We start from the raw sequence: 19,420 nt of genomic DNA, 5'->3' as shown, positions 1-19,420 counted from the left end.
GTGCGCATACCCGCGTCGATGACGGTCGCGACGGGGTCGCCGGCCTCCACCGGGGCGTCGTCGGAGATCCAGCGCAGGAACGAGGGGCGGGTCGAGACCCGGGTCGCGACGGGCGTCACCACCGGCCCGCCCAGCGTGCGCGCCACACTCCTCGCGCTGCTCCCGGTTGACGAGCGGAGTCGCACCGAGGCCCTGGTGGCCAACGCGTTCCTGCTGCGATCCCTCAAGGACCCGGAGATCGCCGAGCGCTTCCGCGCAGGGCACGCGCAACTCCGCGACCTCCTCGCCTCGGTGATCGCGAGCGCCCGGGCGGCCGGCGAATTCGCCGCGGACCTGGACCCCGTACGCGAGGGCGGACCTGCTCCTGGCCCTCGTCGGCGGGCTGGGCGACGCGGTACTGCTCGGCCACCTCACGGCCGAGGAGGTGACCGCGCTCATCGATCACCAGTTGTCGCGGCTGGCGGCGGGGTGAGTGGACGCGGGGTGTGCTGTCACGGTGGCCGCCGGTGAGCTGGGGATCGTCGGCGCGCCACGAGTTGAACACCCGGCCGGTCCACCGGATCGGCTGACACCGGGCAGGTCTTACGACGTTCTTCGCCGGGAGCCGACGGATCGCGGACGAGCGCTGCTCGTCCGCGATCCCGCGCGTTCCCGGCCGTACGACCCGGCGCGGGCCGCCGCACCGGCCGAAGCCGCGTGCAGGGACCGCAGGGCGAGCAGCAGGACACCGATGTCGTCGAGGTAGACCGGGTCGGGCAGCAGGTCGACGGGGCTCATCACGTAGATGAGGGCTCCCCAGTACGCGGCGCGGTTGCTCAGCGGCACCCCGGCCTCGCGCAGCAGCGCGCGGGTCCGGAAGACCTTGACGAGAAGAACGATCGTCGCGGCGAGCATCGCGACGATCGCGACGGCGGCGACGGCCAGGGCGACCGTGAGGTTGGCGTCCATCGTTTCCGTGGCCTCCTGGGGCGAGGGCCTTGCCTGTCCCCGAGCGTGTTCCCCCAACGGGGCACTCCCACGTGCGAATTGGGCGTGTTCACCGTATTGCCGCGTTCCCGGGGTCGGTTTCCGGACCTCTATACGCCCCGGGTATACAGCGTGTGTATAGTGATCGGCATGTCATGGGACCCCGCCTGGCCTGGCACGTTATGCCCTGCCCGGCTCCAGCCGGCCGACCCCGCGCCCGCTCACGGTGACGGGCGCCGGATGTAAGCACCCGCCCTTCCGAGGGGCTGCCCTTCCTCCGCGCGACAAGCGCCACCCACCCCCATCCCGCACCACCTCCTTCCCGCGCAACCCCGCTCGCACGGACCACCGCGAGGCACCGGGGCGGACCCCGTCGTGCCCGCCCGGCCGTGCGGCTGTGCGCGGCGATCGCCGCGAGAACACAGAGAGAGCTCCGCCATGCCCAGAACCGCCACGCCCAGCTCCGCCCTGCCCGAAAACGCCCCGGCCGCCCGCGTGCGCCGTACGGCCGCCGCCGCCCTCGCCGCCGTCGCGGCCCTCGCCCTGACCCTCGCCGGCTGCGGGACGCAGACCGTCTCACCGGCCTCGGCCAGGGCGGACGCGGGAGGTGACGGCAAGGGGCGTTATGGCTCGGTCGACTGCGCCAAGTCCAAGTGCATCGCCCTCACCTTCGACGCCGGCCCCGCCAAGGACACACCCCGGCTGCTGGACATCCTCAAGGAGGAGAAGGCGCCGGCCACCTTCTTCCTGCTGGGCAAGAATCACGTACTGGCTCATCCCGACACCGTCCGGCGCATCGCCGACGAAGGGCACGAGGTCGCCAACCACACCTGGAGCCACCGCATACTGACCGATCTCGCCCCGGCGGAGATACGCGAGGAACTCTCCCGGACGCAGGACGCCATCACGAAGATCACCGGAGACGAGCCGACGCTGATGCGCCCGCCGCAGGGCCGTACCAACGGCGACGTCACCGACGTCTCCCGCGAACTCGGTCTGTCGCAGGTCCTGTGGAGCGCCACCGCCAAGGACTACTCCACGACCGACTCCGCCCTCATCGAGCGCCGCATCCTCGACGACGCCTCCGCCGACGGGATCATCCTGCTCCACGACATCTACGACGGGACGGTTCCCGCCGTGCCCGGGATCATCGAGAAGCTGAAGAAGCGCGGCTTCACGTTCGTCACCGTTCCGCAGTTGTTCGCCCCGGCGGTCCCGAAGCCCGGCGAGGTGTACCGCCCCTGAGCCTCCGGCCGGGAGAGGTGATGAACAAGATGTTCAACACGATCGGTTGACATCGATACGTGAGTCGAACCATGCTGGTGGGCATGTCATCGACTCCCGGTCAGCACGCCTCCGATCCCTTCACCGCGCCGCACCCGGACCAGGCCCGCGCACATCGCGTGCACGCTTCCCTGTTCCGTATCGCCGAGCGGCACGCGGCCACGCAGGCGCAGCGCCGCCGGCAGGCGCATCCGTCCGTCATCGCGCCGCACGAAGCCGTCAGGCTCGTGTCGTTCCTGCTCAGCGGGGCGGCGAAGCCGGAAGAGGGTGAGCCCGAGGTGGACCACGCCGACGTCACCGCGGCGCTGAGCCTCGTGCCGCGCGCCCGCGGGGACATGGACGAACTGGAAGCGGGACTCCTCCAGATGGCGCGGGGCCGGGGCATGACCTGGCAGGAGATCGCCTTCGGCCTCGGCCTCGGCACCCCGCAGGCCGCCCGCCAGCGCTACGAACGACTGGTCGGGCGCACGGCCGCCGACCAGGACATCGAGTAGACCGGCGGGACAGTGCGTCGGGTGCGCCGTGGCGCGGGCGAGCGGGCAGAGTGGAGCCATGGTGACCCTTTCCACGGGCGACGGGCAGCCGTCCCGTACCCCTCTCGGCAGCTGGCCGACCCCGCTCGAACCGATGCCGCGACTGGCCCGCGCACTCGGCCTCGGCGCCGACGACCTGTGGGTCAAACGCGACGATCTCACCGGCCTCGGCGGCGGTGGCAACAAGGTCCGCAAGCTGGAGTGGACCTGCGGAACCGCACTGGCCGACGGTGCCACGGTCCTGGTGACGACCGGGGCGCCGCAGAGCAACCACGCGCGCCTCACCGCGGCGGCGGGCGCCCGGCTCGGACTCGACGTCGTCCTCGTGCTGGCCGGCGAGCCCGGTTCGTCCGAGTCCGGCAATCTCACGCTCGACGGCCTGTTCGGCGCACGGGTGGTGTGGGCCGGCGGTGTCGGCAGGGACGAACTCGCCTCCACCGCCCGGCATGTGGCGGGCACGCTGCGCGACCGGGGGGCCGTCCCCGCGCTGATCCCCTTCGGCGGCTCCAGCGTGCTCGGCGCCCGCGGTTACGTCGAGTGCGGCCAGGAACTCCTCGACCAGGTACCCGACATGGCGACGGTGGTGGTCGCGCTCGGCTCCGGGGGCACCATGGCGGGGCTGGTCGGGGCACTGGGACCCGAGCGGGTGCTGGGTGTCCACGTCGGAGCCGTCGCCGATCCGGGCCGCGTCGTATCGGACCTGGTCTCCGGTCTCTCCGGTACGCCCTGTCCGCCGGACGACCTGCGTATCCGCCTCGACCAGGTCGGATCCGGCTACTCCGCGCTCACCGAACCGGTCATGACCGCCCTCACGCTGGCGGCCCGCACCGAGGGCATGGTGCTCGACCCCATCTACACCGGCCGCGCGCTGGCCGGACTGACGGCCGCGGTCGAGGCCGGCGAGATCACACCGGGCCGGCGCACGGTCTTCCTGCACTCGGGCGGCCTGCCCGGCCTCTTCGGCCACCGGGCGACCCTCGACCGGGCGGCGGCCGAACTGGCCGTCGACGGCGACCCGTTGAGCACCTGAGGACACACCGGACCGAACGCCCGCCCGGGTCGGCGGGGTCCACGTCGTCGGCGAACGGGCTCACGCGGCGTCCGGGCGCGCGGGCCAGGTCGACGGTCGTACGAACCGCTCGCCGTCGTCGTACAGCGTGGTGACGGCGCGGCACTCGGCGGGGGCGAGGAGCGGCCGGGCGGTGAGGGCGTTGCCGTACGCGTCGAGATCACCGGTGATCGCGGCCCAGTCCCGCGCGGCGACGCGATCGCCGATCCCAGCTGCCCGGTTGATGGTCTTCATCGTCTCTCCGCCTCTCCGGGCGGCACTCTCGTAGCACTGTCGAGAGTGCCGCCCGGAGCTCTCCCCCCGCCGGCGGGAATCGGACATCGCGCCGGAACGACGCGACGGCGATGTCCCGTTGGTCAGCCGGCGGGCAGCTCCGCCTTCGCGAGGAACGCCCGGATCAGCTCGGTGACCTCGTCCAGCGCGCTTTCGAGCAGGAAGTGGCCTCCGTCGAGGAGGTGCACCTGTGCGTCGGGCACATCGTCGGCGAACGCGCGGGCGCCCGCCGGCCCGAAGATCTCGTCGTTCCTGCCCCAGACGGCCAGCAGCGGAGGCCGGCGATCACGCAGATACGCGTGCAGGGACGGATAGAGCGCCAGGTTGGTGGCGTAGTCGAGCAGCAGCTTCAGCTGGACGCGGTCGTTGCCGGGGCGCGAGACGAGGGCGTGGTCGTGCTGCCAGGTGTCGGGGCTGACCAGGCTCGGGTCCGCGACGCCGTGCAGATACTGCCACTTGATGGTGTCCAGGCTGACGGCTTCGCGGACGGCGTCCGCCGTCTCGGGGGTCTGTTCGCGCCAATAGGCCTGGGCGGGCTCCCAGAAGCTCTCGACGAGGCCCGCCTCGTAGCCGTTCCCGTTCTGCGTGATGATCGCGGTGATCGCGTCCGGGGCCCTGAGCGCCAGACGCCAGCCGATCGGGGCGCCGTAGTCCTGGACGTAGACGGCATACCGGGACACTCCGAGGTCGGCGAGCAGCCGTGCGGTGAGATCGGCGAGGGCGTCGAAGGTGTAGTCGAACTCTTCGACGGAGGGCGCGTCGGACAGTCCGAAGCCGAGGAGGTCGGGGGCGATGACGTGGTAGCGGTCCGCCAGTTCCGGGATGAGATGGCGGAACATGAACGAACTGGTGGGGAAGCCGTGCAGCAGGACGAGTACGGGCGCGTCGGCCGGGCCCGCCTCCCGGTAGAACAGCTGTCGGCCCTGGACTGTCGCGTAGCGGTGATGGACGTCGACCATGACGGACTCCGTATGTTGTCAGGCGGGCAGGGTGGATGGGGCGGCCCGGGTGGGCAGGCGTGGGCTCACGCCTTCGCCGACTCGTCGGTGCCGCGGTGGCGCCGGTAGTGCCGGGCGACACGGGCGCGGTTGCCGCAATCGGCGGAACACCACTCGCGGCGTGGATGGGAGCGCACGAAATACAGCACACAGCGGGGACCGTGGCAGGCCCGCAGTTCGGTCCTGCCGGGCCCGGCGAAGAGCCGTACGCCGTCCTCCGCGACACGCGACAGGATCCACGCGGTCGCGGTGTCGTTCGTGGCGGCCGTACGGGTCGGCCCGTCGTCTCCGGTCCACTCCAGGGCGGACCAGGAGGGCGCGTACGCGCAGCACTCGTTGACGGCGGCGACCGCCGCCGCATCGGACGCGACCCCGGAGACGGTGCCCCGCGAGTCCCGCGAGTCGCCGGTCGTGACGGCGGCGAGGTGGCGCAGCGCGTCCCGCAGTTGCCGGAACCGTCGGAGTTCGTCGGCCGATGGTTCCGGCAGCCGCGCGAAGGACAGGCCCTCGGCCGCCGGGAGGCGCGATCGCACGCCACGCAGCCAGGCCGCGAGACCTTCGGGATGCGCCAGCTCGTCGTGTACGCCGTCCCGGTCGGCCCAGATCGTGTTCATGAACTCGACCGGCAGGGGCTCACCCAGCAGCGGGGCCGCTGTCGGGGGCGTTGGGTCGGACGTAACGGGCCGAATGCTCTCCATGCGTACGAGAGTAATGCGGAATCTAATGGTTGTCGAGCGGGGTAAGCATGTGAATCCGGCTGCGGGTGTCAGCGTCGACGGTCGACGGGGTGCGATCGGCCGGACACGGCATCGGTCGTGGTCCGATCGGGGCGTCGCCGCTGCACCTGGGTCCACTCCGCGAACCACCAGACGAACGCGACCAGCACCGCCCACAGCAGTGCGTGCGCGGCGGCCGTCGGCCACGGCAGCTCCCCGCCGAACCGCTCCACCCCGGCCGTCGCGGCCCAACTCACCAGCAGGACCAACAGGATCCGGATACGTCGGTGTTTCAACATGAGGCCCGAATACCCAAGATCACCAGCCGGACACGTGGCCACCGCCCTCGGCCTCCGGCGGACAGTCCCTACCGAGGGAGCACCGCGTAGATCGTCTTGCCGCGTCCGCGTCCGCGTCCGTGTCCGGAACCGGGGCGGGGTTCGGCCCCGGACACGGACACGGTTCCGGCGGACAGTTCGAGCGAGTACCGGCCGCCGCCGTGCCGCAGCGCGTTGGTGACCAGCTCGGACACCATCAGGACGACGCTGTCGACCGCGCCGGAGCCCGGTGCCGGAGTGAGGCCGCCGGTGAAGACCCGGGCGGTGTCGCGGGCCTCGTGGATTCCCGCCGGACCGTCGCCGCTCACCACGCCCGGTGCGGAGGTCACATCGGTGATCCTCGTGCCGTTCGTGCGCGTTCACCTCATGTGTGCGTCGCTTGTGCCGCGTTCAGGGCAAGCGTGCCCGCCGCGTCCGGCTTCAGACCCGGCGGATCAGTCGTGCCGTACGGCCCCGCCGCCGCCCTCCTCGTCCCACAGACCGGTGCCGTACGCGCCGACCAGCGCACCGATACGGGACGGCAGTTCGGCGGCCGGCAGGGCGTCCATCCGCCGCCCGTCCCGCAGGCGCAGCGCGACCGAGTCCCCGGCCGCCTCCCTCGCGCCGATCACCGCCTGGTACGGCACCAGCCTGGCTGCCCTGACCCGGGCGCCCAGAGTGCCGTGCTCCGGCCCCGACAACTCCGCCCGCAGCCCTCGCGCGGCACACCGCGCCACGAGCCGGGCGGCCTGCGGGAGTTCGGTGTCGGAGACGGGCAGGACCACGAGCTGGGTCGGCGCGAGCCACGGCGGAAAGGCGCCGCCGTGCTGCTCCACGAGATGCGCGACAGCCCGCTCCACGCTGCCGATGACACTGCGGTGGATCATCACCGGCCGGTGTCTGGCACCGTCGGCCCCGATGTAGCGCAGATCGAACCGCTCGGGCTGGTGGAAGTCGACCTGGACGGTGGACAGGGTCGACTCGCGCCCGGCCTCGTCGGCGATCTGCACATCGATCTTCGGGCCGTAGAACGCCGCCTCGCCCGCCACCGCCTCGTACGCGACGCCCGAGCTGTCGAGGACACCGGTCAGCAGCGCCGCCGACCGCTCCCACAGCGCCGGATCGGCGACGTACTTTCCGCCGGGTCCCGGCAGCGACAGCCGCAAGCGCGCCGGGCGGATGCCGAGCGCGTCGTACGCCCGCCGGATCAGCTCCAGCGCCGCCCGCGCCTCATCGGCCACCTGGTCCACTGTGCAGAAGATGTGCGCGTCGTTGAGGTGGATGGCCCGTACGCGGCTCAGACCGCCCAGCACGCCGGACAGCTCGGAGCGGTACATGGCGCCCAACTCAGCCATCCGCAACGGAAGTTCACGGTAGCTGTGGGCGCGGGACCGGTAGATCAGCGCATGGTGCGGGCACAGGCTCGGGCGCAGGACGAACTGCTCCCCGCCGAGATCCATCGGCGGGAACATGTCGTCGCTGTAGTGCGACCAGTGCCCGGAGATCTCGTACAACTCCCGCTTGCCCAGCACCGGTGAGTACACGTGCCGGTAGCCCGCGCGCCGCTCGACGCCCCGGATGTACTCCTCCAGGGCGTGCCGTACGGTCGCGCCGTCCGGCAGCCAGTACGGCAGGCCGGCGCCGATCAGCGGATCGGTGTCGAACAGGCCCAGCTCGCGGCCGAGTCTGCGGTGGTCGTGCATGGGGGTCTCCTCGCTTGCGTGGAGCGAGTGACCGCGTGGCCGGACAGACATGAGCCCCGGGGCACTCGCCCCGGGGCTTCGGACTGGATCAGCAGTCAGCGCGCCGGGACACTCTCCGGCGTCGTCGTCATGGCGGCACGCTTCATGGGGTCGACGGTAGAGCCGAACCCGCCTCCACGGCAACGCATTTGCGCCCGGCGTCCCGCGAACGCCTTCTGTCGTACCTCTGGACACCTGTCGAGCAGGCGTGCTGTCATTCCGCTGCGCACTCTTTCCAACGTTGTAATAACCGTTGTAATGACGACGGTACGAAGACCCTTCCGCCCCCGCCCGCGCGAGGACACCGAGGACATCCATGAGACGAAAGCCCGCCACCCGCTCCCGCCCACTGCTCCGTTCGCTGCTGCTCGCGGTCGCCCTGCTGCTGCCGACGAGCGGGTTCGCCCCGGCCGCGACGGCCGCCGGCGCCCCGTCCGCCGACGTGCCGTCCGCCGCCGCCCCGGCGGCGAAGGACGTGCGCGGTCTCAAGGGCGAGTACTTCAGCATGTCCGCGCCCGGCGCGCGGGACTTCGCCGACCTCGGGGGAGTGGCCCTCGACCCGCAGATCGAATTCCCGGGCCTGGCCACGACGTTCGAGTCCCTGACCGGCCGCACCGAGCACACCACCGCCCGCTGGACCGGCCGGATCGAGGCCCCCGCGAGCGGCGACTACACGTTCTACGCGACCGGTGACAACGGCTTCCGGGTGTGGATCGGCGACAAGGTGGTGATCGACCACTGGGAGCCGGACTGGGACAAGGAGCAGACCAGCGAACCGGTCACGCTGACCGCCGGGGAGCCGCAGGACATCCGGGTCGAGATGTTCCAGGACACCGGCGGCGCGAACATGTTCCTGCGCTGGTCGGGGGCCGGGACCGGGAAGCAGATCGTCCCCGAGTCAGCGTTCACCCCGCCCGCCGGATTCGAGGTGTACCCGGTCTCGCTGACGGTCGGTCAGGACGGCCGCCGGCTCCGCGCGACCTTCGAGGACGAGGTCGGCGGCACGGTCGCGGCGCTCAAGGACCATCTGAAGGTCGAGGTCGACACCACACCGATGCCGCTCTCCTCCGTCGCCCGCACCCCAGGTGACCCCAACTCGTTGACCGTCACGCTGAAGGCGCCGGTCCAGAAGGACCAGCGGGTCGGCTTCCGTTACGACGGTCAGGGCGGCCTCCAGGTCGGCGGCGAGACGGTGCCGGAGATCATGCGCACGTCGGCCAACGAATCCACGCACCGGCTCACCACCGAGTGGGGCGACAAGGTCGACCGGAACAACCCGCTGCCCGAGTACCCCCGTCCGCAGCAGGTGCGCGACAACTGGAAGAACCTGAACGGGCCTTGGCAGTTCGCGGGCGCCGAGAAGGACGAGAAGCCCGTCTTCGGCAAGGACCTGGACGAGAAGATCATCGTGCCGTTCCCGGTCGAGTCGCAGCTCTCCGGCCTCGAACGCCACGAGGACCACATGTTCTACCGCAAGCTCGTGACCGTCCCCCAGGACTGGAAGGTCGGCACGGGCAAGCGGCTCAAGCTCAACTTCGACGCCGTCGACTACGCGACCCGCGTCTGGGTCAACGGCACCCAGGTCACCCAACACACCGGCGGTTACACGGCGTTCAGCGCCGACATCACCGACGCGCTGAAGAACGGCGGCAAGGGCCCGCAGGAGATCGTCGTCGCCGTCGCCGACACCAACGGTCCCGACCAGCCGATGGGCAAACAGTCCACCGACCCCGGCGGCATCGTCTACACCCAGTCGTCCGGCATCTGGCAGACCGTGTGGATGGAGCCGGTCGCCACCGCGGCCGTCGACGAACTCGTCACCACGCCCGACATCGACTCCCGCAGCCTCGCCGTCACCGTCAACTCCGCCAAGGCCTCACCCGATGCCAAGGTCAGGGCCGTCGCACGCGACGCCCGGGGCAGAATCGTCTCGACGGTCAGCGGCCGTCCCGGCACCGAACTGCGCCTTCCGATCAAGAACCAGCGGCTCTGGACCCCGGACGACCCCTACCTGTACGACCTCGATGTCACCCTCACCGACGGCCGGTCCACCGACACCGTCGACAGCTACTTCGGCATGCGGTCCGTCGGCATCGAGAAGGTCGGCGGCTACCAGAAACTCGTACTCAACGGGAAGCCGCTCTTCTCCCTCGCCATGCTGGACCAGGGCTTCTGGCCCGACGGCCTCTACACCCAACCCAGCGACGCGGCCCTCAAGTTCGACCTCGAAGCGCAGAAGAAGCTCGGCTTCAACGCCGTACGCAAGCACATCAAGGTCGAGTCGGCCCGCTTCTACCACCACGCCGACAAGCTCGGCCTGCTCGTCTGGCAGGACTTCGTCTCCAGCGACATCGTCAGCGAGGCGGGACAGCGCACCTTCGTCGCCGAGGGCAAGCAGATGATGCGGCAACTGCACAACTCGCCCTCCGTCATCGGCTGGATCGTCTTCAACGAGGGCTGGGGCGAGTGGAACCGTGAGGAGACCGGACGGATCGCCGAATCGGTGAAGCAGACCGACCCCTCCCGCATCGTCAACGCCCACAGTGGCGTCAACTGCTGCTCCTCCAAGGGGGATTCGGGCAAGGGCGAGATCATCGACCACCACGACTACGTCAACAACGACGCCCCCTTCCCCGACCACCGCGCCGCGATGGACGGCGAGCACGGCGGCTTCACGCTCCGCACCCCGGGGCACATGTGGCCCGGGGTGCCCGCCGCGATCTACAGCGGAGTCGCCGACAAGGACGCACTCACCGCGAAGTACGTCCAGAACACCACGGACTTCTACCTCGAAGCGGCGAACGCCGAACTGTCCGGCTCCGTCTACACCCAGGTCAGCGACCTGGAGAACGAACTCAACGGCTTCTACACCTACGACCGCCGGCAGCTCAAGGTCGACCCGGCGCGCGTACGCGCCATCAACCTGAAGGTCATCGAGGCCGGCGCCGAGGCGGGCGAACGCGACGAGCTGAGCGGCGGCGGACACTGGCCGCTGGACGAGGGCAAGGGCACCACCGCCCGGGACAAGGGCCCGAACGGCAGCAGCCTCGGCCTCGTCGGCGGCTCCACCTGGGCACCGGGCGTCAGCGGCACGGCACTGGCCTTCGACGGCGAGGGCCAGTACGCGCAGACCGAAGGACCGGTGCTCGACACCACCAAGAGCTACTCGGTGTCGGCCTGGGTCACCCTCGACGCGCTCCCCGGCAACTACGCGACAGCGGTGAGCCAGGACGGACGGCGCACGGAGAATCCGTTCTATCTCCAGTACGGCCAGGGGGCGTTCGCGTTCAGCACCCCCGGCGGCAACCGAGCGCGACTGGAGATCGAACCGGAGACGGACCGCTGGTACCACCTCGTCGGGGTCCGTGACTCGGCGTCCGACGACATCACGCTGTACGTCGACGGCGCACCGGTCGCGACCGCGGCGGCCGGTCCCGTCGATGTGAGCACCGGACCACTGTCGCTCGGCCGCGCCAAGTACGACGGCGCCAAGGGCGACTTCTGGAACGGGTCGATCGACCAAGTGACCGTCTACGACAAGGCGCTGACGGACGATCAGGTCAAGCGCCTGAACGAGGAGGAACTGCCGCGCTGACGCGGCCGGACAGCGCTGTGGTCCCCGGCGAGCCGATCAACTCGCCGGTAACCACACGTACTTGGGGGGACCGCCCCGGTCAGGGCAGCGGCGCGCCGCGCGCCGTCAGCCACAGGTCGTACCACTCCTCGTGGGTGAGTTCCGGTTCCCGGACGGCCGCGTCGGCGCAGGCGCGGATGCGTTCGGGCCGCGCGCTGCCGACGACCGGTGCGATCCGGGCCGGGTGCCGTTGCAGCCACCACAGCAGAATGGTCTCCGGTGTGGTGTTCTTCGCCTCGGCCAGCGAGGCGACGAGCCGCGCCGCCGCCCGCTCGTCCGGGGTCTCCTGACGGCCCGTGTAACGGCCCTGCGCGAGGGCTCCCCACGCCTGGACGCCGATCCCGTTCGCCCGGCAGTACTCCGTCGTCCCGAGCGGATAGCCGCCGTCGGCCGCCTGCGGGGTGTTGACCAGCACCCCCGCCTCCACCCAGTCCCGCCGGGCCAGGCTCATCTCCAACTGGTTGGCCACCAGCGGGAGTTCGAGCGCCGCCCGCAACCGCTCGATCTGCGCGCCGCCCATGTTCGACACACCGAACCGCCGTACGAGCCCCTGCTCGTGGAGCGAGGTGAGGGCACTCGCGATGTCGTCCGGGTCGGCGAGCGGGTCGGGCCGGTGCAGGAGCAGGACGTCGATGACATCCGTACGCAGCCTGGTCAGGCTCTCCTCGACGCGCCGTACGATGCTCGCCGACCGCAGATCGTAGATGCCGGGCCGGTCGCCCTCGGCGAGCCGGATGCCGCACTTCGTCTGGACGACGACTCGCTCCCGCAACCCCGGGGTGCGGCTGAGGACTTCGCCGAAGACGGCCTCCGCCTTCCCGTGCCGGTAGATGTCGGCGTGGTCGAACGTGGTGATCCCGCTGTCCAGCGCCGCTTCGACCGCCGCCTCGGCGGCGTCGATGTCCGCCGGGCCGTAGGGCGTGGTGTCCCAGCCCCCGCCGAGCCCCATACAGCCGTAGATGAGCCGGTCGCCGTTCGTGGTCTCCGCTTCCTCTGTCACGCGCTCACCCTACGGCGGCCGGCACGGCGCGCGGCCGACCTATCGCATGGCCGCGGTGGGACCGCTCGCGTCGAGGTCGCCCTTGCGCAGACGGTAGACCTGCAACTGCAAGTTGTAATACTTCTCCGTCTCGCCGACCCACTCCATCCCGACCCGCCGGGCCGTCGCCGCGCCTCGGCTGTTCCGGGGCCGTACCACCGCGAACAGCTCCTCCACCCCGGCGTTCGACTCGAAAGCCTGATGCGCCACGGCGTGACCCGCCTCCGCGGCCAGCCCCTGCCCCCATACGTCGGGGGCCAGCTGCCAGCCGATCTCCAGATCGCTGCCGAACGGGGGGAGCGGCAGCAGCGCCACGCCGCCGACGAGCTGACCGGTCTCGCGCAGGGAGATGGCCCACCGGCCCTGGGGAGGTTCGAGGGTGACCGACTCGGCCACCCACCGTTCGATCAGGCGTTCCATCGAGGCGAGATCCGACACGGGCTCCAGCGCCGGGGCGAGCCACCGGGACACCTCGTCCACGCCGTAGACCGGCAGCGCGGCGTCGGCGTCGCCCGGCGCCCACGGTCGAAGGGTCAACCGGGGAGTACTGATCCGGGAGCCTTCGATAACGACCCGATGTATTCGGTCAGCCATATATCGAGAATATCACCGGAACGCCTGGTCAGTCGGGGGCGGGTACAGGCCAACTACCGGTTTGTCGGCGACCGGTGGAGAGACGGAATTCAGTGGAATATCCCGTCTCCCCCCGCCGTTGTAGGGGATACCGGGGGCCGAAACAGACCTCTGGACCGGCGACAGGAAGGGATCACATATGAAGTCTCGTATCCACCCCGTCTCCCGTCCGGTTGTTTTCCGGGACCGCGCCGCCGACGTCGCGTTTCTGACGCGGTCGACCGCGGAATCGGACAAGACCATTGAGTGGGACGACGGGCGGAAGTACCCCGTCATCGACGTCGAGACATCATCGGCGAGCCACCCCTTCTACACCGGTAACTCGCAGGTTCTTGACACCGCGGGCCGTGTGGAGCGCTTCGAGCGCCGTTACGGCGACGCCGCGAAACGCGGATGAGCCGCACCGGGAAGCGTCGGCGCGAAGACGGAGACCATGGACCCCGGTAGCGCGATCAACTGATCACGTCACCGGGGTCTTCCCCTGCCGTCCCACGGCCCGTCCCACGGCCGGAGCGTGCCTGCCGCGACGGGCAAAACCAATTGATCATCGCCCGAGGTCTCTGGCACCATCACCTCATGATCAGCATCGGGTCCGTTGTCATGGGCGCCTGTGACGTGCGGCGCGCCGCCGCGTTCTGGTGCCGGGCGCTGGACTACGTCCCGCGCGACGGCGAGCCGGCGGACGACTGGGTCGTCCTCGTCCCCGCCGGCGGTCCGGGGCCGGGCCTGTCCCTCGGGCTCAGTACGGTTCCGGTCCAGGAGCACCCCCGCGTCCACCTCGACCTCTACGCGAGCGACGCCGCCGAGCAGGCCGCGGAAGTGGCACGCCTGGTGTCCCTGGGGGCCGAACGCGTCGACTGGGACCGCTATCCAGACGACCCGGACCTCGTCGTCCTCGCCGACCCCGAGGGCAACCGGATTCTGCGTCATCGACACGAGTCACGGCTGAGCGCCGTCTCTGGGGCGCCGCCCCCGATCGAGAGGTTCCAGTGAGTACCGAACTACGTTCCGCGGTTGTCCTGATCACCGGCGTGATGGCCTCGGGGAAGTCCACCGTCGCCGGCCTCTTGGCGGAACGGCTGCCACGCGCGGCCCACGTCCGTGGGGACACCTTCCGCCGCATGCTCGTCTCGGGACGCGAGGAGCTGCTGCCCGAGGAGACCGCGGAGGCCAGGGCCCAGCTGGACCTGCGCCTGCGGATCACGGCGACGGTGGCCGACACGTACGCGAGCGACGGATGGACCGCCGTCGTCCAGGACATCGTCATCGGCCAGGACCTGAGCCGGTTCGTCGCCAGGGTCGGCACCCGTCCGCTGTACGTCGTCGTGCTGACGCCGTCCGTCGAGGCCGTGCGGAGCAGGGAGGACGCGCGTCCGAAGACCGGATACGGCGTCTGGACCGTGGAGGCGCTCGACCACGCCCTGCGCACGCAGACCCCGCGCATCGGCCGCTGGCTCGACACCACCGGGCAGACACCGGAAGAGACGGTGTCCGCGATCCTCGCCGACCTCCCGGCCGCACGCGTCACGACCGAGCGGGACTGACCGGCACCCGTACGCGACTGGCGGCCGACCCGGTCGCGTACGGGTCGCGTCCCCGTCGCGTCACTCGCTCGTCGCCGGGTCCCGCCCCTCCTCGAACGCGCGCCGCACCGGACCGGGCAGTGGAGCGAGCCCGAGCAGACCGGAGACCAGCTCGGTGGTGAGGGCGTGCCACTCGACGGCCCGCCGCAGCATCGCGTGGTCTCCGCCCGACATCAGCACCGCGCACGCGTCGGCGCCCGCCTCGCGTGCGCGGCGCACGACATCGCGGCTGCCCGTCGGGTCGGTCGTCCGGTCCCGGTCACCGTGCACGAGGACGATCCGCCGGTCCGTGAGCTGGTCCACCGGCTCCCCGGGCGGGCACCACGGGGCGAGCCCCACCACACCGCGCACCAGCTCGTGCCCGGCCACGGCCAGCGCCGCGCGCCCGCCCATCGAATGGCCGACCAGCACCACCCGTACCGAACCGGCGAGCTGCTCCAGCTCGTCGAGGGCCCGCCGGGCGTCCGCCGCCGCGTCGGCGCGCGTGCCGTTCCAGCCCCGGTGCCGGTAGCGGACCCGTCCCACGAGAACGTCGTGCCCCTCGGTGGCGCGCAGCACCGCCCGCGTGAACGGGCGCATCCGCGCGGCGGCCAGATTCCACCGGGGCGGCGGCGCCATGCCCTCCGAGCGTCCGCCGTGCAGCAGCAGCACGGCGGTACGGGGCCGCGGGGCCGATCTGTCGAGCACGAGGGCGGGCGGGAGCGGAGCACGGGGATCGCTGACGGGCACGTGGTGCCTGGCCTCTCTTCTGTCATCCGTGGCGGGTGGGGTCACCCGCCACGGAAAGTATTCGTCGCCGAGGCCGCCCCGGATGCCTCGTCCGGCGTATCGATTCCGCACGCCGGATTCCCCGCGCCGGAGCGGTGCGCAAGGGGGCGGTGGCGCGGCGTCGTCCCCCCGGACCGTAACCGCACCACCGCACCGCCCCCCTGTGGGGGCGCCACCGGCGACGCGGGCGCGCCCCCGGCCTCAGGACCGGCGCACCGTCCCCTCCCGCCACCCGGTGTCCACACCGGATTCGGTCAGTGCCCGGTGTACGAGCCAGCCGTGCGCGTCGTCGCCGAGCGCGCCGGTCATCACGACCGCCGCCCCGGCCCGGGAGGCGGCCACGGCCTGGTTGCCGCCCTTGCCCCCGGCGGTGATCAGTACGTCGGAGGCGAGCACGGTCTCGCCGGCCGCCGGGAACGCGGGGACCGCCAGGAGCTGGTCGGCGTTGAGGCTGCCGACGACGAAGACGGTGGTGGGCATGGGGGATCCCCGTTCATGGTGTGGAAGGCAGGGCGGTGTACGGGACGGCGGGCACCGGTCGGGTGCCTCGCCTCCCTCGGAAGGCCTGATGCGGATGGGCAGTTGTGTGAGGTGCGGGGTGACGGCAGGACCGCCGGTCCCGTGGACGGGAGATCCGGACAGCGGGCGCGGGCCGGGGTGGGGCCGCGTACGGCCTCCTGCCGGCTACGCCGGTCGCCGCGCCCCGCCCGACGACTCCCGCACGACGAGATGGGCCGGCAGGATCACCGACTCGGGTGTGCGGCCCTCGATGACGTCGAGGAGGAGCCTCATCGCCGTCGACCCCATGGCCTGCGCGTCGTGCGAGACGACGGTGAGCGGGGGGTCGAGTTCGGAGAACCACTCGATGTCGTCGAAGGCCACCAGGTCGATGTCCGCGCCGATCCGCAGTCCGCGGCGGCGCAGCGCGCCGAGCGCGCCCACCGCCATCGGGCTGTCGGCCGCGAGCAACGCGGTCGGCGGCCGTTGGCCGGACAGCAGGCGCTCGGCGGCCGTCGAGCCGTTCGCCGAGCGGAAGTCCCCGGAGGTGATGCGCCCGGGGTCGGCGTCGAGACCGTGCCGGGCGACGGCACGCACGAAGGCGTCGTGCCGGGCGCGGCCGGTGGAGATGGACCGGGGGCCGCCGATGTAGCCGATGCGGGTGTGGCCGCGGTCGGCGAGATGGGCGACGGCCTGGTCGATGCCCTGCGCGTTGTCGGAGGTCACGCTGGGCACCTCGAACCCGTCGACGGTCCGGTCGACGAAGACGAGGGGCACGGTGGTGGCGAGGGTCCTGAGGTGGCCGCTGTCCTCGCCCTGCGGAGCGATGATGATGCCGTCGACCCCCCGCTGGGTGAGGAAGGACTGCGGGGACTGTATCCCGGCGCGGTCTGCAAACGATTCCATGGAAACATTTCCGAGGCGGGCTCCTGGAGTGTCCCGCGCGGTGCGCCAAGGGGTTCGACCGATCGGTTTCCGGCGCGGCCCGCGCGGCGGGCACGTCACCCACCAGGCAGGGAGCCTCGTGCGACGTCTAATCTGCGGGCATGGATTCGCAGGCGTATCTCTCCGAACTGTTCTCCCTGGAAGGCCGCGTGGCTCTGGTCACCGGTGGCAGTTCCGGCATCGGCAGGGCGATCGCCGAGGCCCTCGCCCGCGCCGGCGCGAGCGTCGTCGTCGTGGCCCGCGGGGAGGCGGAACTGGCCGCCACGGTCGACGAGTTGACGGACCGCGGCTGCCGGGCGGCGTGGGTGAGCGGCGACCTCGGCACCCGCGAGGGCGTGCGTACGGTGGCCGACGAGGCGGCGGAGATGTTCGGCGAACCCGACACCGTCGTCAACTGTGCCGGGATCAATCTGCGGCCCCCGATGGGGGAGACCGGCGACGACGTCTGGGACGCGACGATGGCGGTGAATCTGGAGGCGCCGTATCTGCTGGGACAGCGGTTCGGCCCCGGCATGGCCGAGCGCGGTTTCGGCCGGATCATCCATGTCACGTCCCAGCAGGCGCACCGGGCGTTCGTCCAGAGCGGTGTCTACGGTGTCTCGAAGGGCGCACTGGAGTCGCTGGCCCGCTCGCAGGCCGAGGCGTGGTCGCGGTACGGGGTCACCTGCAACACGCTCGTGCCGGGGTTCGTGATGACGCCGCTCAACGAACGGCTGTCGTCCGACCCCGAGCGGGTGGCGGCGCTTGCCGCGCGCACGATGGCGGGGCGCAACGGGGTGGCGGCGGACTTCGCGGGCGCGGCCGTCTTCCTGGCGAGCCGGGCCTCCGCGTACGTCACCGGGCAGTCGGTCTTCGTGGACGGCGGGTTCTCCGTCCACTGAGGGGTGGTCGAGCCGTACGGCCGCCGGAGAGAACGGCCTTACGGCGGGCGCGCCGGGCGCGCACGGCCCGGGTCACGCCCGGCTGTCCCAGCACGATGCCGAGGAACACCAGCATCAGCCCGGCGCCCTGGCGCGCGGTGAGGGTGTCTCCGGCGACGAGTGTGCCGAGCAGGACGCCGGTGACCGGGTTGAGCAGACCGATGAGCCCCACCGTTCCCGCGCTCAGATGCCGCAGGCCGGTGAACCACGCGGTGAAGGCGACAGCCGTCGCCACGCCGGATATGTAGGCGAACCCGAGCACCGCGCCCCCGTCCAGGGCCGGCGGTGCCCCTTCGACGGCGACCGCGACCGGCACCAGCACGGCCCCGCCGGCGATCAACTGCCACGAGGTCAGCGCGAGAACGTCGACGTGCGGGCACCACTTCTTGGTGAGGATGTAGCCGATCGAGGACATCGTCATGGCCGCCACGGAGGCGAGCACACCGAGCGGATCGATCCCGGTCGCGTTCGTGAGGAGCATGACGCTGACGCCCGCGATCCCGATGGCCGCGCCGACGGCGGGCAGTACCTGCGGACGCTCCGCCAGCAGCGGCCAGGCGAGCAGCATCATCACCACCGGCGCGGTCGCCATGACGGTCGAGGCGATGCTGGTCGGCAGGAGTTGGGCCGCCAGGTAGACGAGGGCGAAGAAGGCCCCCATGTTGAGGGTGCCGAGCACCAGCGCCTTCCACCACAGCGACCCGTGCGGCCGTCGTCCGCTCAGCGCCAGCAGCACGATCCCGGCGGGCAGGGCCCGGAACACCGCCCCGTACAGCGGATGATCGGCCGGCAGGTAGCGCCGCGTGACGAAGTACGTCGTGCCCCAGGCGATCGGCGCGACGGCGGTGACGAGTGACCAGCGGGCGGGGGCCGAGGCGGTAGCTTCCATGGAAGCGATAGTATCTTCCCTGGAAGGTATTATTGCCGTCATGACTGAATCCCTTGACCGCGTGGCCCGTATCCAGCGGGAGTGGGCCCGTGAGCGCCCTGATGTCGATGTCCGTCCGCAGGGCGTGATCGGGCGCCTGCACCGCCTCGGCGTGTATCTCACCGAGGAGCTGTGCGTCGTGTACCGGAAGTACGGGCTGGGGGAGGGGGACTTCGACGTCCTGGCCGCGCTGCGGCGGGCGGGCGAGCCCTTCGAACGCGCGCCCGGCGAACTGGCCGGGCACACCATGGTCACGACGGGTGCCATGACGAAACGCGTCGACCGGCTCGAACGGGCCGGGCTGGTCTCCCGGCGGGCGAGCGAGAGTGACGGGCGGGGCCGGGTCGTCGCGCTCACCCCGGACGGCCGGGCGCTCATCGACCGGGCCTTCGCGGAGCACATGGCCAACGAGCGCCGCCTGCTGGACGCGCTGACCGAGGGCGAGGCGGCGCAACTCGAATCCCTGCTGACCAAGTGGCTGGCGGCGACCGGGGAGGCGCGCGGCTGAACGCGCCCCCACCACGCGGGCCGCCCCCGGAGGAACCCCAAGGCTCATTCGCAAAGACTTCTTCGC

General features: G+C 71.4%; 22 protein-coding genes and 1 pseudogene. 10 read left to right on the top strand and 13 right to left on the bottom strand.

Annotation, left to right across the window (positions count from 1 at the left end; all coding sequences use genetic code 11):
* Positions 1–18: 18 nt before the first annotated feature.
* Positions 19–510: a TetR family transcriptional regulator C-terminal domain-containing protein gene (locus tag OG700_RS00370; protein ID WP_405607040.1), complete on the top strand. Its 492-nt coding sequence runs from the start codon at positions 19–21 to the stop codon at positions 508–510.
* Positions 511–582: 72 nt separating this feature from the next.
* Here the strand turns inward: OG700_RS00370 and OG700_RS00365 are convergent, their stop codons facing one another.
* On the bottom strand, positions 583–948 hold the full coding sequence (locus tag OG700_RS00365) for a YkvA family protein (protein ID WP_405607037.1): 366 nt from the start codon (positions 946–948) through the stop codon (positions 583–585).
* Positions 949–1,404: 456 nt separating this feature from the next.
* Between OG700_RS00365 and OG700_RS00360 the strand changes: the two genes are divergently transcribed.
* The 3 genes from OG700_RS00360 to OG700_RS00350 all read left to right on the top strand — a co-directional run bounded on the left by OG700_RS00360 (position 1,405) and on the right by OG700_RS00350 (position 3,813).
* Positions 1,405–2,211: a polysaccharide deacetylase family protein gene (locus OG700_RS00360; RefSeq protein WP_405607034.1), complete on the top strand. Its 807-nt coding sequence runs from the start codon at positions 1,405–1,407 to the stop codon at positions 2,209–2,211.
* An 83-nt stretch (positions 2,212–2,294) separates the two neighbouring features.
* A complete protein-coding gene (locus OG700_RS00355) occupies positions 2,295–2,744 on the top strand; it encodes a DNA-binding protein (RefSeq protein WP_405607031.1) in 450 nt (149 codons plus the stop codon).
* A gap of 58 nt (positions 2,745–2,802) precedes the next feature.
* The gene (locus tag OG700_RS00350; protein WP_405607028.1) at positions 2,803–3,813 is read left to right on the top strand and encodes a D-cysteine desulfhydrase family protein; all 1,011 of its coding nucleotides are present in this window, start codon (positions 2,803–2,805) and stop codon (positions 3,811–3,813) included.
* A 60-nt stretch (positions 3,814–3,873) separates the two neighbouring features.
* Here the strand turns inward: OG700_RS00350 and OG700_RS00345 are convergent, their stop codons facing one another.
* From OG700_RS00345 to thrS, 6 genes are all read right to left on the bottom strand, one after another.
* On the bottom strand, positions 3,874–4,086 hold the full coding sequence (locus OG700_RS00345; RefSeq protein ID WP_405607025.1) for a hypothetical protein: 213 nt from the start codon (positions 4,084–4,086) through the stop codon (positions 3,874–3,876).
* Positions 4,087–4,208: 122 nt separating this feature from the next.
* Positions 4,209–5,084 carry an alpha/beta fold hydrolase gene (locus tag OG700_RS00340; protein ID WP_405607022.1) on the bottom strand — a complete coding sequence of 292 codons (876 nt, stop codon included), beginning with the start codon at positions 5,082–5,084 and terminating at the stop codon, positions 4,209–4,211.
* 65 nt (positions 5,085–5,149) lie between these two features.
* Positions 5,150–5,821, bottom strand: coding sequence for a CGNR zinc finger domain-containing protein (locus OG700_RS00335; RefSeq protein WP_405607019.1), 672 nt, complete (start codon positions 5,819–5,821; stop codon positions 5,150–5,152).
* A gap of 68 nt (positions 5,822–5,889) precedes the next feature.
* Positions 5,890–6,138 (bottom strand): hypothetical protein, encoded by a 249-nt coding sequence (locus OG700_RS00330; RefSeq protein WP_405607016.1) that lies wholly within the window; start codon positions 6,136–6,138, stop codon positions 5,890–5,892.
* Between the two features lie 68 nt (positions 6,139–6,206).
* A complete protein-coding gene (locus OG700_RS00325) occupies positions 6,207–6,506 on the bottom strand; it encodes an ATP-binding protein (RefSeq protein ID WP_405607013.1) in 300 nt (99 codons plus the stop codon).
* A gap of 105 nt (positions 6,507–6,611) precedes the next feature.
* Positions 6,612–7,910, bottom strand: coding sequence for a threonine--tRNA ligase (thrS, locus tag OG700_RS00320; RefSeq protein ID WP_405607010.1), 1,299 nt, complete (start codon positions 7,908–7,910; stop codon positions 6,612–6,614).
* A gap of 304 nt (positions 7,911–8,214) precedes the next feature.
* Here thrS and OG700_RS00315 point away from each other — a divergent pair, with 304 nt between their 5' ends.
* Entirely contained in the window at positions 8,215–11,493 is a 3,279-nt protein-coding gene (locus OG700_RS00315) for a LamG-like jellyroll fold domain-containing protein (RefSeq protein ID WP_405607007.1), read from the top strand.
* A 79-nt stretch (positions 11,494–11,572) separates the two neighbouring features.
* Here OG700_RS00315 and OG700_RS00310 read toward each other — a convergent pair whose 3' ends face one another.
* Together OG700_RS00310 and OG700_RS00305 are read right to left on the bottom strand one after the other, a co-directional pair.
* Positions 11,573–12,532: an aldo/keto reductase family oxidoreductase gene (locus tag OG700_RS00310; protein WP_405607004.1), complete on the bottom strand. Its 960-nt coding sequence runs from the start codon at positions 12,530–12,532 to the stop codon at positions 11,573–11,575.
* A 39-nt stretch (positions 12,533–12,571) separates the two neighbouring features.
* Complete coding sequence (locus OG700_RS00305) at positions 12,572–13,165, bottom strand: GNAT family N-acetyltransferase (RefSeq protein WP_405607001.1); 594 nt, start codon at positions 13,163–13,165, stop codon at positions 12,572–12,574.
* A gap of 178 nt (positions 13,166–13,343) precedes the next feature.
* Between OG700_RS00305 and OG700_RS00300 the strand changes: the two genes are divergently transcribed.
* The 3 genes and pseudogenes from OG700_RS00300 to OG700_RS00290 all read left to right on the top strand — a co-directional run bounded on the left by OG700_RS00300 (position 13,344) and on the right by OG700_RS00290 (position 14,748).
* Positions 13,344–13,601, top strand: a complete 258-nt coding sequence (locus OG700_RS00300) for a type B 50S ribosomal protein L31 (RefSeq protein ID WP_405606998.1) — start codon at positions 13,344–13,346, stop codon at positions 13,599–13,601.
* Positions 13,602–13,780: 179 nt separating this feature from the next.
* A pseudogene (locus OG700_RS00295) lies at positions 13,781–14,153 on the top strand (VOC family protein).
* 40 nt (positions 14,154–14,193) lie between these two features.
* A complete protein-coding gene (locus OG700_RS00290) occupies positions 14,194–14,748 on the top strand; it encodes an AAA family ATPase (protein WP_405606995.1) in 555 nt (184 codons plus the stop codon).
* A 60-nt stretch (positions 14,749–14,808) separates the two neighbouring features.
* Here the strand turns inward: OG700_RS00290 and OG700_RS00285 are convergent, their stop codons facing one another.
* The 3 genes from OG700_RS00285 to OG700_RS00275 all read right to left on the bottom strand — a co-directional run bounded on the left by OG700_RS00285 (position 14,809) and on the right by OG700_RS00275 (position 16,959).
* Entirely contained in the window at positions 14,809–15,474 is a 666-nt protein-coding gene (locus OG700_RS00285; RefSeq protein ID WP_405606992.1) for an alpha/beta hydrolase, read from the bottom strand.
* Between the two features lie 282 nt (positions 15,475–15,756).
* Complete coding sequence (locus OG700_RS00280) at positions 15,757–16,035, bottom strand: PfkB family carbohydrate kinase (protein ID WP_405606989.1); 279 nt, start codon at positions 16,033–16,035, stop codon at positions 15,757–15,759.
* 204 nt (positions 16,036–16,239) lie between these two features.
* Positions 16,240–16,959: a substrate-binding domain-containing protein gene (locus OG700_RS00275; RefSeq protein WP_405606986.1), complete on the bottom strand. Its 720-nt coding sequence runs from the start codon at positions 16,957–16,959 to the stop codon at positions 16,240–16,242.
* A gap of 140 nt (positions 16,960–17,099) precedes the next feature.
* Here OG700_RS00275 and OG700_RS00270 point away from each other — a divergent pair, with 140 nt between their 5' ends.
* A complete protein-coding gene (locus OG700_RS00270; protein ID WP_405606983.1) occupies positions 17,100–17,879 on the top strand; it encodes an SDR family NAD(P)-dependent oxidoreductase in 780 nt (259 codons plus the stop codon).
* On the opposite strand, the gene OG700_RS00265 is transcribed toward OG700_RS00270, so the two are convergent.
* Complete coding sequence (locus OG700_RS00265; protein ID WP_405606980.1) at positions 17,833–18,807, bottom strand: DMT family transporter; 975 nt, start codon at positions 18,805–18,807, stop codon at positions 17,833–17,835. The genes OG700_RS00270 and OG700_RS00265 overlap by 47 nt on opposite strands.
* Positions 18,808–18,847: 40 nt before the next feature.
* On the opposite strand from OG700_RS00265, the gene OG700_RS00260 reads away from it, so the two are divergent.
* On the top strand, positions 18,848–19,354 hold the full coding sequence (locus OG700_RS00260; protein WP_405606977.1) for a MarR family winged helix-turn-helix transcriptional regulator: 507 nt from the start codon (positions 18,848–18,850) through the stop codon (positions 19,352–19,354).
* Positions 19,355–19,420: the final 66 nt, after the last annotated feature.

The organism is Streptomyces sp. NBC_01508 (assembly GCF_045040315.1).
Lineage (GTDB): Bacteria > Actinomycetota > Actinomycetes > Streptomycetales > Streptomycetaceae > Streptomyces.
This window is presented reverse-complemented; position numbering and strand designations above follow the sequence as displayed.

Excerpts from the sequence above, each read along its gene's own strand:
- OG700_RS00370 (WP_405607040.1), top strand. The coding sequence starts at position 19 with ATGACGGTCGCGACGGGGTCGCCGGCCTCCACCGGGGCGTCGTCGGAG.
- OG700_RS00365 (WP_405607037.1), bottom strand. The coding sequence starts at position 948 with ATGGACGCCAACCTCACGGTCGCCCTGGCCGTCGCCGCCGTCGCGATC.
- OG700_RS00360 (WP_405607034.1), top strand. The coding sequence starts at position 1,405 with ATGCCCAGAACCGCCACGCCCAGCTCCGCCCTGCCCGAAAACGCCCCG.
- OG700_RS00355 (WP_405607031.1), top strand. The coding sequence starts at position 2,295 with ATGTCATCGACTCCCGGTCAGCACGCCTCCGATCCCTTCACCGCGCCG.
- OG700_RS00350 (WP_405607028.1), top strand. The coding sequence starts at position 2,803 with ATGGTGACCCTTTCCACGGGCGACGGGCAGCCGTCCCGTACCCCTCTC.
- OG700_RS00345 (WP_405607025.1), bottom strand. The coding sequence starts at position 4,086 with ATGAAGACCATCAACCGGGCAGCTGGGATCGGCGATCGCGTCGCCGCG.
- OG700_RS00340 (WP_405607022.1), bottom strand. The coding sequence starts at position 5,084 with ATGGTCGACGTCCATCACCGCTACGCGACAGTCCAGGGCCGACAGCTG.
- OG700_RS00335 (WP_405607019.1), bottom strand. The coding sequence starts at position 5,821 with ATGGAGAGCATTCGGCCCGTTACGTCCGACCCAACGCCCCCGACAGCG.
- OG700_RS00330 (WP_405607016.1), bottom strand. The coding sequence starts at position 6,138 with ATGTTGAAACACCGACGTATCCGGATCCTGTTGGTCCTGCTGGTGAGT.
- thrS (WP_405607010.1), bottom strand. The coding sequence starts at position 7,910 with ATGTCTGTCCGGCCACGCGGTCACTCGCTCCACGCAAGCGAGGAGACC.
- OG700_RS00315 (WP_405607007.1), top strand. The coding sequence starts at position 8,215 with ATGAGACGAAAGCCCGCCACCCGCTCCCGCCCACTGCTCCGTTCGCTG.
- OG700_RS00305 (WP_405607001.1), bottom strand. The coding sequence starts at position 13,165 with ATGGCTGACCGAATACATCGGGTCGTTATCGAAGGCTCCCGGATCAGT.
- OG700_RS00300 (WP_405606998.1), top strand. The coding sequence starts at position 13,344 with ATGAAGTCTCGTATCCACCCCGTCTCCCGTCCGGTTGTTTTCCGGGAC.
- OG700_RS00280 (WP_405606989.1), bottom strand. The coding sequence starts at position 16,035 with ATGCCCACCACCGTCTTCGTCGTCGGCAGCCTCAACGCCGACCAGCTC.
- OG700_RS00275 (WP_405606986.1), bottom strand. The coding sequence starts at position 16,959 with ATGGAATCGTTTGCAGACCGCGCCGGGATACAGTCCCCGCAGTCCTTC.
- OG700_RS00270 (WP_405606983.1), top strand. The coding sequence starts at position 17,100 with ATGGATTCGCAGGCGTATCTCTCCGAACTGTTCTCCCTGGAAGGCCGC.
- OG700_RS00265 (WP_405606980.1), bottom strand. The coding sequence starts at position 18,807 with ATGGAAGCTACCGCCTCGGCCCCCGCCCGCTGGTCACTCGTCACCGCC.
- OG700_RS00260 (WP_405606977.1), top strand. The coding sequence starts at position 18,848 with ATGACTGAATCCCTTGACCGCGTGGCCCGTATCCAGCGGGAGTGGGCC.